This is a genomic window from Nostoc sp. CENA543 (assembly GCF_002896875.1).
Classification (GTDB): domain Bacteria; phylum Cyanobacteriota; class Cyanobacteriia; order Cyanobacteriales; family Nostocaceae; genus Trichormus.
Genome location: NZ_CP023278.1, coordinates 3,396,759 through 3,411,018, shown reverse-complemented (window position 1 = coordinate 3,411,018; position 14,260 = coordinate 3,396,759). Strand labels below are relative to the sequence as shown.

Genomic DNA, 14,260 nt, shown 5'->3' with positions numbered 1-14,260 from the left:
TTACACCCCTACACCCTTACACCCCCACACCCTGACACCCTGACAACGTTAAGATTAGAAGCATTGGGATAATTAGTATTTGACCAATGCCACACATACCTCTGTCGCGCCTAGTCACGTTAATTGTTGGTTTAATTGTCATTTTGGGACTCGCCTTGTGGCTGATTGATTCCCTGTCTCGTTTGTATTGGCAATTATCCTATTCGCCATTTTTGGGCAATTTGCTGCTGTTGCTGCTGATTGTCTTAGTTGGTGGTTTGGTTGCAGCGTTTGTTTATTACGTACTGGTGTTACAGGCTGGTGAACAACGTTCCCGTCGCCGTCGTCAACGGGTGACACCAGCACAAATCCCGGCGGCGAAATCAGATGCGGCTTCTTCTACTTTGCAAGCTGTCAGACAACAGGTGGCGCAAATTCAAGATGAAGTCACACGCCAAGCTTTACTCAGCCGTACCAAGGAGATTGAAGCTAATTTAGCCAGGGGTGAGATTCAAGTTGTGGTGTTTGGCACTGGGAGTGCTGGCAAAACTTCCTTGGTGAATGCGATTATGGGGCGCATGGTAGGGAGAGTAGACGCGCCAATGGGGACGACTACAGCCGGGGAAACCTACTGTTTACGGTTAAAAGGACTGGAGAGGAAAATTTTAATTACTGATACACCAGGGATTTTAGAGGCTGGGGTAGCAGGGACAGAAAGAGAACAATTAGCCAGGGCGTTGGCAACGGAGGCAGATTTACTATTATTTGTGGTGGATAATGATTTACGACGGTCAGAGTATGAACCACTTCGAGGTTTAGCGGAAATTGGTAAGCGATCGCTTTTGGTTCTCAATAAGACAGACTTATATACAGACGAAGATAAGGAAGTCATCCTAGCACGGTTACGGCAAAGGGTGCGGGGATTTATTGCTACAAACGATGTAGTGGCGATCGCCGCTAATCCCCAATCTGCTCAACTAGAAACTGGGGAAATCTTCCAACCAGAACCAGATATTGTTCCTTTACTGCGGCGCATGGCGGCCATTTTACGGGCTGAGGGTGAGGATTTAGTAGCAGATAATATTCTCTTGCAATCTCTGCGCTTAGGAGAAGAGGCGCGCAAACTCATCGATGCTCAACGCCGCCGCCAAGCTGATAAAATCGTCGAGAGGTTTCAGTGGATTGGGGCGGGTGTGGTATCAGTTACCCCTCTACCCGTGGTAGATTTACTAGCAACAGCCGCCGTCAACGCCCAAATGGTTGTCGAGATTGGTAGAGTCTATGGTTGTGAATTAAACATGGAACGGGGGCGAGAGTTAGCCCTATCCTTAGCCAAGACAATTGCCAGTTTAGGTATAGTCAAAGGGGCAATTCAACTACTCACTACAGCTTTGCAATTAAATGTAGCAACATTTGTAATTGGCAGAGCTATTCAAGGGGTGACAGCCGCATATTTAACCCGCATTGCCGGGAAAAGTTTTATTGAATATTTCCGCCATGATCAAGACTGGGGTGATGGTGGGATGACAGAAGTAGTACAGCGACAGTTCCAAATTAATCGCCGGGATGAATTTATTAAAGCATTCGTGCAGGAGGCGATCGCTAAAGTCGTCAAACCACTCACCCAAAAAGCGGAAGTTGTGGAAGAAGACACAGAAGCTTAGAGGATATTGAGGTGATTTTTTCCTGTGATCATGGTCAGCGATAACCCAGTGATTGTGGTAAACCAGCCACTAATTCTAAATTTGGCAAATTCAGAGTTAACCAAGGCTGACCTAAATTCAAAGCCGCAAAGGGACTTGCTGGAGGAATTTCTAAATTAGCGGCTAATAATCCAATTTGAGACTGCAACTGACCTTGAAAACATAGCAACTCAGACCCCAAACGCCCAAACACCTCGCCACTAAGTTCTTGTTTCCACCATGTAGATAACCCTGTTTTGTCACTCTAGGCAGAGGAAAAGTAGAAATCAGGGTGAGTCAGGAAAATAAATATTGAACTGGTGAGGTGATAAATAATAGATTGAAGTTTAGAAAAACCCAAGGACAATTGGGGAATAGGAAAAACTGTTAACCAGGGATATATTAGGTTAAATAAAGTAAAAGGTTGAATTATTAAACGGAGATTGTTAAGAATGTTCTTCCAACCCTTTCCATCATCCCACCAAGGATGAACAGCAAATTTTGATGGAGATTCAGGCACAGAAAACTGCATTTGTTCAGAGTGAAGGCTAACCATTAAATAGCTACTACAAACAATCTCCCACCAGCGTTCAATATCCGCATAGTGAGTCAGACGATAATCTGCCCAACCTAATTCATTCTTACTTTGCTTCAAGCCATATTCAACCCATGTTCTTAACCCATAGAAATTCCCAACTTCCCTGGGTGTAATATCGGGATATTTAGTCATGACATACCAAGTAGAGTTTCCTGGCAACTTTTCAACGTCTGTGGTGATCTGCCAATATCTATGTTCGCTACGTTTTCCGTAAATTATTTCTCTAATATATCGATTTTCACTGTCGAGGTCAGAAAATACACGTTTAAATCTCTGCCACTCTAGATATTGAGTATGCTGTCGTGGAAGTAGCTTTACATCGTGGTTTGAGCGAATTGCCACTATATAGTTTAGATTCATTTCATCTAACACTGATACAAAATTAGTTCCGCTTTCTCCATACAAACTATCTGCCAATACTAAATTAAATTTAAAGCCTAGTGACTTGAGCTTTCTGATTAAATTAGCGGCTATTTGTGGCTTGGTTAGATACTTATCTTCTGGTTTTAATCTTTCACGCGGCTTGTATACTTCAAACAGCAGAGGAAAGGTCATTCCGCAGAATACACCGTATGCTGTAACCACTACAATTCCATTGTCAACCTTTCCTAAGTTTCCTATATATTGTCTTTTGACATAATCTGTTGATGAGCCTTTCTTTCTATCTCCAGTTTCGTCAATAATTAAAACGATTGGTCTACCTTTTATGATTTCTAAAATTAGTTCTAAACGTAAAGCTCTTAGCTTCTCTATTTCCCAAGGTGATTTAGTTAAGAAATGATGTAAGCCTTGCTGATTATCTAATCCTACAATTTTGGCTATTTCTGGTAATGTTTTCCGTTTTAGTTCGGAAATGCAACCTATATGCAGGTATTTAAATGCTTCAAAGCTTCTAACATCTGAAAACAGACTTTTATACCACTGGCAATATTCGTCCACGAATTTGATCGTTTTCACGGGTGAACGAGGCTCTACCATTCTCTGTGCTTACGTTCTAGAGTTTTTACGTTCTTATACTACCGCGAAAGTGACAAATCAGGGATAAGCTCCACATTCCTTTTTGATAATTGATGTGGCATAACTCACGCTGATTTTGCCTGACGCTAACTTTACCATGATGATGCCAGCTAAACTCAGCCATTTCTTTAGGTAATCCCCAAATTTCTCGACCCCCAGCCACGGAATCCTCATTGTCGACATAAATATGAGAAATCCAAGCTCCAATATGTTTTTGATATCGTACAACAGCTGGAACGACAATCAACTCGTTGTATTGTAATAAAGAGTCTGCTTCATAAGCAGATACATAGATTCCTGCCAAAGTTTTGCCAGGTAAAAACGAAACAATCTCTAATTCCGAGGGTACAAAAGCAGCAGCTTGTTTGACATCGACCCAGTGTAAGGTTTGAATGCCATAACCTTCAAGTCTCCAAGGAGCAGGCGGATATGTCATGTCAAATTTCTGAAAATGCTTACGCTTTAATTTTATCTGGGGCTGATGTATGAGTAACAAAAATCCTACTTCTGATTTCTGAACGCAGGAACTAAGTTGTAGGATTGTGCAACTTTAGTATTAACGTAGCTTATGGTTCAAGTAAAAATACTTAACAAACCTGCTGCGAATAATTAAATCCATGCCTTACTGATTTATCTTTAAGTCATTCCGGAAACAGTAGGGAAGGAAGGAAAACTTATATAAGGACTAACTCAGTAACCAGCTCATGAACCACCACATGATCGGTAAAGTACTGCAAGCACGCTACCAAATTATCCAAAGCCTGGGTGCAGGCGTATTCGGACAAACATACCTAGCGGTGGATATTCAGTACCCACATACCCCTAAATGTGTAGTTAAACAACTCAAAGTTAACCATCTACACCCTAGTTACTTAGACACTATTAGATTACGTTTTCTCACGGAAACCTCTACTCTCAAGCAACTAGGAAATCACGATCAAATTCCCGAATTTATCGCTTGTTTTGAAGAAAATGAGCGTTTCTATCTAGTACAAGAATATATCGCAGGACATTCCTTATCGGCGGAACTCCCCATCAGTCAACAATGGGGTTGTTTGTGGACTGAGGAAGAAGTTGTGACATTTTTAGAGGATGCTTTAGAAATTTTAGAGTTTGTTCACTCCCAAGGTGTCATTCACTGCGATATTAAACCAGAAAATATTATTAGGCGTGCTGCTAATGGGAAGTTAGTCCTGATTGATTTTGGTTCTATCCAATCAATCAATTTGGGTATGGATGCCGATTTATCAATTTATCAAGCTCCAACCACTTCTTTGGGTTATATTCCAGCAGAGCAATTTGTTGGTCAAACTCAGCCGAATAGTGATATTTATGCTTTGGGGATGATTGCGATTCAGGCTTTGACTGGATTAGAACCACTGCAATTAAAAATAGATCCTCTGACGAATGAGATTATTTGGCGTTCTGCGGATACACCGGTTTGTGATTATCTAGCGGCTATTTTAAGTCAGATGATTCGCTACGATTATCAGCAACGTTTTCAGTCGGCGGCTGATGTGTTGCGTGTTCTTAGACAGATGGTGTGGGAAACTGCAATCACAAAAGTTACCACAACCGAGGAAATTCAAAATTACGTAGCAGAACCAACTTCAGAATTGGCATCACCGTTACTGACAGGAATTAAAGTAGGATTGGCAGTCAATTCTATTTTGATGGGTGTGGGAGCTTATTCTTTAGTCAATACTTCACCCATTCCATCTGAGACAGATATTTTATACAAAGCAACTAAAGAATATCAAGGTGGAGATTTAAAACAGGCGATCGCTCTAGCTAGATCAATCCCATCTTACAGTAATGTGTATCCAGATGCCCAAGCCACTATCGAAAGTTGGCAACAGCAATGGCAAGTAGCAGCGCAAATATATTCTTTAGCTGAACAAGCGTTAGCTGAAGGGAACTGGTCAGATGTCTTCTCAGCTGCTAATCAAGTGCCTGATATTTTATACTGGCAAACTAAAGTTCATGAGTTAACAAAACAAGCTCAAGGAAATATCGAAGCTCAAACAAAAAATTTATTATCTCAAGCGTATGCCAAAGCTGAAATTAGGGATTTTTCGTCAGCATTAGAATATCTGCGTCAAATCCCCAAAGAAAGTTCGGCGGGTTCTTTGGTACAAAAGAAATTGGTCGAATACAATCAAAAACGTCAAATTAGAGCTGCCTATTTTTTACATCAAGCGCGTAAACAAGCATTAGCAGGTAACTTTGACCGTGCAGTGAAGTTTCTCCATAAGATTCCTAAAGATACCCCTGTATATGCTCAAGCTCAACTAAAGCTGAATGAGTACAATCAAAAGCTAAATCCTCAAAGTCAAAATTTAGCTTACAACGCCGCTTCTGTAGCTCGTAATCATCAGCCAGTGATTAGGGTGCAGAATGTGCAGCCAGAACATGAATTACAAGAAGTCAATATTCGTTAGTGTTGAAAATGCAACCACAAGATATCTTTAAGATATGGGCAGTATTATATTAGGTATCTATGTCTGCTAAAGATATCTTTCATGAGGTTGTGAAAATAGCTTTACATAAGGACGGTTGGCAAATAACCCATGACCCGCTTTTGTTTAATGTGGGGGGTGTAAAAATGTCCATTGATTTGGCAGCAGAAAAGCTGATTGCAGCAGAAAGGAAGGATGAAAAAATTGCTGTAGAAGTCAAAAGTTTTCTAGAGAGGTCATCTGCTATCTCAGAATTTCACACTGCTTTGGGTCAATTTATTAATTATAGAGCTGCATTAAGACGGCGAGACCCAGAACGAGTTTTATATTTGGCAGTACCTTTGACGACTTACAGAACATTTTTTCAACTTGAGTTTCCCCAGGAAATGGTAGAGGAAAATCGAGTCAAAATTATTGTTTATGACGTTGAAAATGAGGTGATTGTTGAATGGAAAAGATAATTAAATATCGTCAGATTATACAAAATATGCTTTTAGATTATGGTAATCAAAAGCCTGCTTACGGTAATATTGAGGTAGAGACAATTTTCGATACAGATCGTGATCATTACCAAATTGTTTATTTAGGTTGGGAAGGTTCGGATTGGGTACACAGTTGTATCATCCACATTGATATTAAAGGTGATAAAATTTGGTTACAATGGAATGGTACAGAAGATGATATTGCTGCTGATTTAGTGAATGCTGGAGTGCCAAAAGAAGATATTGTTTTAGGATTTCAGTCCCCATTTATGCGGCAGTTTACAGAATACGCTGTAGGTTAGTTTGTAACTATAGGTTTAATAATTACCCGATCTAGCCAAGTTTTTAAATTTGGTGAATTGCGGGTCAAATAATAGTTTTACAGTTCCAGTGGGGCCGTTGCGGTGTTTGGCAACTATGACTTCTGCAATACCGCGATCGGGACTATCTGAGTTATAGTAGTCATCTCGATATAGCATGATGACTAAATCTGCATCTTGTTCAATAGAACCAGATTCTCTTAAATCTGACAACATAGGACGCTTATTGGTACGCGCTTCTACACCTCGACTTAGCTGAGATAAAGCAATCACAGGTACAGATAATTCCCTTGCTAAACCTTTGAGAGAACGGGTAATTTTTGATAACTCCTGCACACGGTTATCACCGCCACCTTCCATCAATTGCAGGTAATCTATCACGACTAAGCCTAGTTCTACCCCTTGTTCTGCTTGTAGTCGTCTGGCTTGACTCCGCATTTGGGTAACAGTAATATTCGGTGTATCGTCGATAAATATGGGCATTTCCGATAGCATACTGATGGCGCGGCTTAAGGGTTCCCATTGGGTTTGACTTAAGCGTCCACTCCGCAAATAACCGCTTTCAATTTGTGCTTCGCTAGCTAATAGACGTTGTACTAATTGTTCTTTAGACATTTCTAAGCTAAACACGGCCACAGGTAAACGCATAGAAGCGGCGATATTGTTAGCTAGGTTGAGACAGAATGCGGTTTTACCCATTGATGGTCTACCAGCGACGATAATTAAGTCAGAACGCTGGAAACCGCTTGTCATGGCATCTAAATCATAGAAGCCACAGGGAATTCCTGGTAGAGCAATTCCTTGATTTCGCTCCTCGATTTCTTGAAAATTATTAATGAGGGTTTCGGCAATGTGAATTAATCCTGACTGGGGACGTTCTTGAGTAACACCGAAAACTTTTTGTTCTGCTTGGTCTAAAACAATGGGTAACTCAGTTTCAGTCTCGTAACCAAGTTGGACAATTTCATTACCAGCTTTAATTAATTGCCGTCGCAGGTATTTTTCCATGACCAACCCTGCTAAGGCATCAATATTCACGGCGGAGACTGTACGATCTACCAAGGTGGCTAATTTATTTCTCCCACCTATGCGCGTCAGCAAATCGTTGTCAGCTAGCCAACTGGTAACTGAGAGTAAGTCTGTGGGTTTACCTTGGGCGTGTAGCCTTATAGCGGCTTGATAGATATCTTTATGAGCCTTAATATAAAAGGCTTCGGGAAGTAGGCGATCGCTAACTCGACTAATTGCTTCTGGATCTAGTAAAATACCCCCCAAAATCGCTTCTTCCGCTTCGATGTTTTGGGGTGGTAGGCTGTTGCTACCACGCGATTCAAAACTTAGTTCTTCAGGCATAATTTTGGGGGATTGGGTACTGGGGATATAAGAGGCAGGGGAGCAGGGTGCAGGGGGCAAGGGGGAGAAAGATTTCCCTCTTTCTTTTGTGCAGTTGTTTCCTGTCTCTTTGACTTCTGTTTCCTAGTCCCCAGTACCCAGTCACCAATACCTAGTTTAACTAGCCACAACTTGAATATCGATTTGTGCTGTCACTTCAGAATGTAGTTTGATATCTGCTTTGTAAGTGCCTAACTTGCCAATATCAGGAATGGTAATACCACGACGGTCTACTTCTTGACCTGTTGCTGCTTGGATGGCATCAGCAACGTCTTGGGTGGTAACAGTACCGAAAATTGCTTCGTTTTCACCAACTTGCTTGGCGATTTTCAAGCTACTAACTTTTTCTAATGCGGCTTTTTGCTCTTGTGCTTGTTGCTTGAGTTCTAATTGGCGTTGTCTTTCGATTTCCCGACGGCGTTCTACTTGCTTGAGAAGACCAGGGGTGACGTTGGCTGCCAAATTCTGAGGAATCAAATAATTACGAGCATAGCCAGGAGCTACTTCCACTAAATCGCCAGATTTTCCTAACTTGCTGACATCCTTAGTTAAAACTAATTGTATGCGCTTCGCCATTGTTTTCTGTTTTTCCTGTAAAATCTCATTAACTTGGGTTGCAGCTGGATAATCTACGTGAGCGTAGCTGTATCCCAACCTATACTATAATCCCAAAGCTTACAGATCCTAGCGAAAGGTGGGGCGCGATCGCAACTCCCAACTGCCAAAATTTTCAAAATTGGAGCTAAAAAGAAAAATAATGATCTGCATTTCCCCTACACCCTTACACCCCTACACCCCCATACCCTTTTTTTACGATTCCTCACCGACTGGTAGAGGGAAGGTTTCACCTGCTAGATAGGCGGGGAAATTTTGTTGGAAGTATAACCAAGATGTCATATCTTCCCCTTCGTTATAAGCTTTGGGAGCTTGTTTATATAAAGGTACGCGATGATTAATTTCATCTTGGAGAAGTTGGGGTAATTCTGTTAAACCACTAACTTTACTGCCAAATGCACTGTAGATGAGATGACCAGGGCGATCGCCCATATTCATCCAAGGCAACCATTGACCAATTCTATCCCAACTAAGCCTCAATTGCGAAACTGATTGTAATTCTGTGTTAAATAAATCTGCGGTTGGGACTGTGAGTTTAAATAATTCTGCTGCTTGGTAAGTGGGATAGGGACTGTATTTAGATAATTCTGGATCTGCTGCTAACGGGTTAGGATATGTGGGGAAGATATCAAACACAAAAGTTGTGGTTTCTCCCTCTACTTGTGCAGGAAATTTACCTTTAAAACAACCCTGCACAGGATTATTCGCCACATGAATGACTGTGACTGTTTCTCCTGTCCAGGGATTTTCCCATTGGCGGAGAATTTCGTCTGTTTCTGGATTTAGATAATAAGTGAGTTCTCTAGAAGTAAAATCCCAAATTCCTGGTTCTGTGAGAATGCAGCGACTTACACTCAAACCTAAAATTTTAAATAGCAGTTTTCTTTTTTCCCCAGGAGTAAAAGCGTAAATTTTCCCTGTCCAGGTGAGAAAAGTTGATTGGCTAGCGTCAAGAGAAGAGCGAGTTTTCACCCAATATTGAGCATCTAATTCTTGAGTTTGGGCAACCATAAATAGTTCCTTAGTTATTAGTCAATAGTCAATAGTCATTAGTCAATAGTCATTAGTCATTAGTCATTAGTCAATAGTCAATAGTCAATAGTCAATAGTCAATAGTCAATAGTCAATAGTCAATAGTCAATAGTCATTAGTCATTAGTCATTAGTCAATAGTCATTAGTCATTAGTCATTACTCATTACTCATTACTCATTACTCATTACTCATTACTCATTACTCATTACTCAGCACTCATTACTTCTCCCTTGTCTCCCCTACACCCCTACACCCTTACACCCCTCAAATCGACGAAATAAAAATAACCACAGGGGTAAGGAACTGTTAATGGCGATGAGTCGCACTAAATGACCAGTGGTGACAATTTCTACATTATGGTCTAATGCTAGGGAAACTAGGATCATTTCTGCTGCTCCTCCTGGTGCGGTGACTAATAGACAAGTCAACCAGTCCCATGAGGTTATTTGCATTGCTATTATAGTGGCGATCGCGCCGGCAATTAAGGTCATAAAGACAGACATTAAGGCGTAACCTAGAGTTTTTTTGCCCAGGGTGGGTTTCTCTCCCCAATATTCACCGATGGTAATTCCTAAAAGCAGTTGACCGATAATGTTGACTAGTCTTGGTGGATCAAAGTTAATATCACTCACCAATGGCAATAAATTTAGCACTGTATTAAATGTCAGTCCCAATAGTAATGCACCAAAAAAATCTCCCGCCGGGAGTTTGCATTTAGTCACAAAATAAACTATGAGTGCGGTGATGGCTAAAGCTATTGCCAATAATCCTATTTGTGATGGGTCAAAATTCCACCAGGAATTACTAATTGATAGGTTTGATAAATTCCAGTAATTCCCGACTGCGGTTCTAGCAATGCAAGGAATTAGTAATACTACTGAGGTGACGCGAATCGCTTGTACTAATGCTACTAGGGTGACATTTTTATTATAGTCGGCGGCGATCGCTGACATCACACCTACACCCCCTGGGACTGTGGCTAGCATTGCTGTCAGAAGATTAGTCTGACTCAGGCGGGAGTAAATATAGCCAATACAACCACCGCATAGTAGTAAAAATAAAGTCAAAAAAATAAATATGGGAATTCCTGTAGCTATCTCGGTTAAGTCAGTATTGGCGTTAGCCGCACCAACTGTTAGTCCTACTAAGGCCATACCGACTCTTCTAGCCATACGGTTAGGACGAGGGGAATACTGGTAAAATATGCGACAAATTTGCAAGATTGCTGTTCCGGCAAAAATACCCCCAAATATCCAAGAAATACCACCGAAATGTAACTTTGTTAAGACTAAAGCTAGGGGAAATGACAGGAGTATTTCTAGCGTGAGGATGATTAGTTGTTTTGCTACTGCAATTTGTTTATTAATGGGTTTCTGGAAAATAGAAACAAGATTTACACTTTGATTCATTGATTAAATTCATTGAAATATGCACTGCAATTTATCGGTGTTACTGGCAAGTTGTATTTAGTTGTCAGTGTAAATGCGTATTAACTAATACCTGATAGTTATATCTAGAATTACAAGATAACATTAATTCAGAATAGTTTATAAATTATTAAATAACTTAATATTATATTTACTATAGATAGCCAAGACAAAATGCAGGATTTATAGTATTTCACTGACTTGAAAAAGGGGTGTAGGGGTGTAAGGGTATAGGGGTGTAAGGGAAAGACTTTTTCATGTTTTCTTGTGTATGCAGTTCATAATGACTACTTAATTAGCCATGTATAGATGACATTAAAATTCAGAGATAATGTCATCTACACATGGATAAGAGGTGTAAAAATATAAACCTCTCGACAAAATATTTAGTCTTCATCTAAGGCGGGAAAAAATTCCTCAAACTTCCATAGTTCATCTTTATTTTGGAGAAACCAAATTCTAGTTGATTGTGTCAACTGTTCCCAGATAATTTCAGCAGGAATACTAGGAGAAGCATAGCGATATTTTTGACCCAATAGTTTTAAATTCTCGGCAACATCATCGGGAATACCAAAATCTTGCCAATCAACTGCTATATATCTTCCTGATACGCCAGAAGCTGGATCAAAAACTAATTGTGCTGTTCTGATTAAGTCAGCAAAGTGGGTTGGTCTGAGAATTGCTGACTGTTGAAGATGAAGTAATTCTTCATGTTCGTGAGACATATTCGCTGGAATAGTTAAAGGTTGATGGTGGGTGAATTTACTACCAGAGATTTTGTCCTCAATATTCCTATTTTAGCGCAGTTGATAATGTGCAAAATTACTAAATCATCAGTAACATAAGTATAAATCGAATTTTGGAAGTATATTTTTATTAAATAGGAAAGTATACTTGTGTAGTTAATGTCATACTTTCAATAAGTTAATGATTTCGCCGTAGCTATCCTAAATTATTGCTCAGTGCCGAATTTAATTGCTGAGAATCAAGGGTTGAGGTGATAAATATGATGGTGATGTTTTGGGTAACAGTTATTTTATTAGTTTGGCTTTTTGGCTTCTCTTTGTTAGCAGAAGCTTGGTTCTATGAAGAAGAACAGGATTTAGAAAATAGCAAGTTTGAGTGAAAAATACAGACGCGATGTACTGCGTCTGTATAGGTTATTAAGAGCGTAATTGTGCGATCATCTGTACAGGATTCCAGTAAGCGCGGGTGGTTTGGATTTTCCCTTCAGGATTTACTGCAAAAATAGTAATTCCTGCAAATTTCACTGATTTACCACTTTTGCTAACTCCGTTCATTGTCCATTTGACTGCGGCTTCGTTGCTAGCGATGAATATATGTTCAATTGTCGGTTCTAGTTGAGCAAATACAGCTTGCAACTGTCCGATAAATTCGCGGAATCCTTCATGAACTTTTGTTGGTGGTTCGCCAACTGGATCATAACTTACCGCATCGTCAGCAAAATTATCTACCCAACCTTCTGGGTTCATGGCTGCTATGTTACTAAAGTAAGCAGCCACAACTTTTTCTATAACTTCATTGGACATGATTTTGTTTAGTGGTGATTTAGCTAACAGCACTGATAACTTTTAATCAGTTTCTACGAAAACGGTGACGGCTGCGATCGCCACTAACATTTCGTCATTTTTATCGTTCAAAGACTCAATAGCGCGTCCTTGCACTACCATACCGCCTGATTCTACAGTCAGGCTTTTGCGTCCGAAGGGTAACACAGCTAAGACTTCGGCTTCTCTGACTTGTTCAGGATAGGGGACTGCAACTTGCACTTCCACAATCATCTCATTTGGGTCACTTAAACCCGCAACTTCCCATACTCCTGGTAAAGCATTATGCGCGATCGCGTTGCGAACAGCTCTTGCTGCGGCGACTGTCGGTTCTTGTCCGTGTTGATCTACACCCATTCCCATCTCAATAATGAATCGTTTTCGCGCCACTGTGACATCCCAAAATCTTCACTTTTAACTATAAAACTTGAGGTACAGCCTGTACTGATACACTAATTTTCAAGACGCTTCAAAAAATGGCACATTTGGTTTCGGCTTTTACATATTTCTGTGGAACTGTAGAAGTACGTAGGAAAGATTTTATTTAGACAGAATAGCTGTGAATTTACAAAAATACTTTCATGCTGCTAACCACCGTAGAACTATGGTTGCGATAGTCGGGTTAGCTGTATTAACTATGACCACAAATTATCAAGCGCAAGGAATAGCGCAACCAAAACCGCCTGGTGATTTTGTCTTCCCAGGTGAAAGATTAACAACAAATCATCAAATTATGACAATAGCAGACGCAAGACCACCAGAACCGAGAACCTTGACAGGACACAGCGAAGCAGTTGTGACGGTAGCGGTGAGTGCAGATGGTAAAACCCTGGCTTCTGCTAGTTACGATAAAACTGTCAAACTCTGGGATATCAAGACGGGTAACTTAATCAAAACCCTGAATCATCCCTATCAGGTAAATGGTTTAGTTTGGAAGAGTGATGGTAAAACTCTCGCTGTCGTCAATGGAAACGAAGTAATCATCTGGAATGTCACCACGGGAAAAGCACTCAAAACCCTCAAAGGTAGTGACGGTTTTTGGAGTGTAACATGGAGTCCAGACGGGAAAAAAATTGCGGCTGGGAGTTGGAACAAAACTATCACACTCTGGGATACAAACACGGGTAAAGTAATCAAAAACCTTACGGGACATACATCAGAAGTTTATAGTGTCGCTTGGAGTCCAGACAGCAAAACTCTGGCTTCTGGGAGTGGAGACAGTACTATCAAACTTTGGGATGGAACTACAGGGAAATTAATCACCACCTTGAATGAACATCAAGGAACTGTTTATGGTTTAGCATGGAGTCCAGACGGTAAAACTCTCGCTTCTGGATGTACAGACCGAACTATCAAACTCTGGAATACAACTACAGGTAAATTAATCAAAACACTCAATGGACATAGCGACGCAGTTGGTAGTTTAGCTTGGAATGCAGATAGTAAAACTCTTGCTTCCAGCAGTGCAGACAAGACTATCAAAATCTGGGATGTAAACACAGGTAAATTGCTGAAAACCTTGAACAGACATCAGGATGTCGTCTTGAGTGTAGCTTGGAGTGCAGATGGTAAAACTCTAGCTTCTAGCAGTAGAGATACAATCATTAAAATCTGGAATCTCAATGATTAAAGGTTCGTAGTAAGGACTTCAGTCCTTATTAGAGGACTAAAGTCCTCACTACGAACTG

The 14,260-nt window shown here is 40.5% G+C and carries 15 protein-coding genes; 5 read left to right on the top strand and 10 right to left on the bottom strand.

Features of this window, described 5'->3' with window-relative positions; translation table 11 throughout:
• The first annotated feature begins 95 nt into the window (after nucleotides 1-95).
• Nucleotides 96-1,643, top strand: coding sequence for a YcjF family protein (locus CLI64_RS14110; RefSeq protein WP_103140727.1), 1,548 nt, complete (start codon nucleotides 96-98; stop codon nucleotides 1,641-1,643).
• 34 nt (nucleotides 1,644-1,677) lie between these two features.
• Here CLI64_RS14110 and CLI64_RS14105 read toward each other — a convergent pair whose 3' ends face one another.
• The 3 genes from CLI64_RS14105 to CLI64_RS14095 form a co-directional block, all read right to left on the bottom strand.
• Nucleotides 1,678-1,830 (bottom strand): hypothetical protein, encoded by a 153-nt coding sequence (locus CLI64_RS14105; protein WP_192881718.1) that lies wholly within the window; start codon nucleotides 1,828-1,830, stop codon nucleotides 1,678-1,680.
• 96 nt (nucleotides 1,831-1,926) lie between these two features.
• A complete protein-coding gene (locus tag CLI64_RS14100) occupies nucleotides 1,927-3,237 on the bottom strand; it encodes an IS701 family transposase (RefSeq protein ID WP_103137405.1) in 1,311 nt (436 codons plus the stop codon).
• A 25-nt stretch (nucleotides 3,238-3,262) separates the two neighbouring features.
• A complete protein-coding gene (locus tag CLI64_RS14095; protein WP_225977590.1) occupies nucleotides 3,263-3,712 on the bottom strand; it encodes an acetoacetate decarboxylase family protein in 450 nt (149 codons plus the stop codon).
• Nucleotides 3,713-3,980: 268 nt separating this feature from the next.
• On the opposite strand from CLI64_RS14095, the gene CLI64_RS14090 reads away from it, so the two are divergent.
• From CLI64_RS14090 to CLI64_RS14080, 3 genes are read left to right on the top strand one after another with little or no spacing between them, the layout of a single operon-like run.
• A complete protein-coding gene (locus CLI64_RS14090; RefSeq protein WP_103137806.1) occupies nucleotides 3,981-5,717 on the top strand; it encodes a serine/threonine-protein kinase in 1,737 nt (578 codons plus the stop codon).
• Between the two features lie 59 nt (nucleotides 5,718-5,776).
• Entirely contained in the window at nucleotides 5,777-6,196 is a 420-nt protein-coding gene (locus CLI64_RS14085) for a XisH family protein (RefSeq protein ID WP_103137805.1), read from the top strand.
• Nucleotides 6,184-6,519 carry a XisI protein gene (locus tag CLI64_RS14080; RefSeq protein WP_103137804.1) on the top strand — a complete coding sequence of 112 codons (336 nt, stop codon included), beginning with the start codon at nucleotides 6,184-6,186 and terminating at the stop codon, nucleotides 6,517-6,519. The genes CLI64_RS14085 and CLI64_RS14080 overlap by 13 nt, the downstream gene beginning before the upstream one ends.
• A 15-nt stretch (nucleotides 6,520-6,534) precedes the next feature.
• Here CLI64_RS14080 and dnaB read toward each other — a convergent pair whose 3' ends face one another.
• The 7 genes from dnaB to CLI64_RS14045 all read right to left on the bottom strand — a co-directional run bounded on the left by dnaB (nucleotide 6,535) and on the right by CLI64_RS14045 (nucleotide 12,962).
• Entirely contained in the window at nucleotides 6,535-7,890 is a 1,356-nt protein-coding gene (dnaB, locus tag CLI64_RS14075) for a replicative DNA helicase (RefSeq protein ID WP_103140726.1), read from the bottom strand.
• Nucleotides 7,891-8,046: 156 nt separating this feature from the next.
• Nucleotides 8,047-8,505 carry a 50S ribosomal protein L9 gene (rplI, locus tag CLI64_RS14070; protein WP_103140725.1) on the bottom strand — a complete coding sequence of 153 codons (459 nt, stop codon included), beginning with the start codon at nucleotides 8,503-8,505 and terminating at the stop codon, nucleotides 8,047-8,049.
• A gap of 234 nt (nucleotides 8,506-8,739) precedes the next feature.
• A complete protein-coding gene (locus CLI64_RS14065; protein WP_103137803.1) occupies nucleotides 8,740-9,555 on the bottom strand; it encodes a DUF1838 domain-containing protein in 816 nt (271 codons plus the stop codon).
• 261 nt (nucleotides 9,556-9,816) lie between these two features.
• Nucleotides 9,817-10,986: an AbrB family transcriptional regulator gene (locus tag CLI64_RS14060; RefSeq protein WP_103137802.1), complete on the bottom strand. Its 1,170-nt coding sequence runs from the start codon at nucleotides 10,984-10,986 to the stop codon at nucleotides 9,817-9,819.
• A gap of 404 nt (nucleotides 10,987-11,390) precedes the next feature.
• Complete coding sequence (locus tag CLI64_RS14055; protein ID WP_103137801.1) at nucleotides 11,391-11,729, bottom strand: hypothetical protein; 339 nt, start codon at nucleotides 11,727-11,729, stop codon at nucleotides 11,391-11,393.
• A 438-nt stretch (nucleotides 11,730-12,167) separates the two neighbouring features.
• The gene (locus CLI64_RS14050) at nucleotides 12,168-12,554 is read right to left on the bottom strand and encodes a nuclear transport factor 2 family protein (protein ID WP_103137800.1); all 387 of its coding nucleotides are present in this window, start codon (nucleotides 12,552-12,554) and stop codon (nucleotides 12,168-12,170) included.
• A 42-nt stretch (nucleotides 12,555-12,596) separates the two neighbouring features.
• Nucleotides 12,597-12,962 (bottom strand): Lin0512 family protein, encoded by a 366-nt coding sequence (locus tag CLI64_RS14045; RefSeq protein ID WP_103137799.1) that lies wholly within the window; start codon nucleotides 12,960-12,962, stop codon nucleotides 12,597-12,599.
• 169 nt (nucleotides 12,963-13,131) lie between these two features.
• Between CLI64_RS14045 and CLI64_RS14040 the strand changes: the two genes are divergently transcribed.
• Nucleotides 13,132-14,202 carry a WD40 repeat domain-containing protein gene (locus CLI64_RS14040; protein ID WP_225977589.1) on the top strand — a complete coding sequence of 357 codons (1,071 nt, stop codon included), beginning with the start codon at nucleotides 13,132-13,134 and terminating at the stop codon, nucleotides 14,200-14,202.
• Nucleotides 14,203-14,260 lie beyond the last annotated feature (58 nt).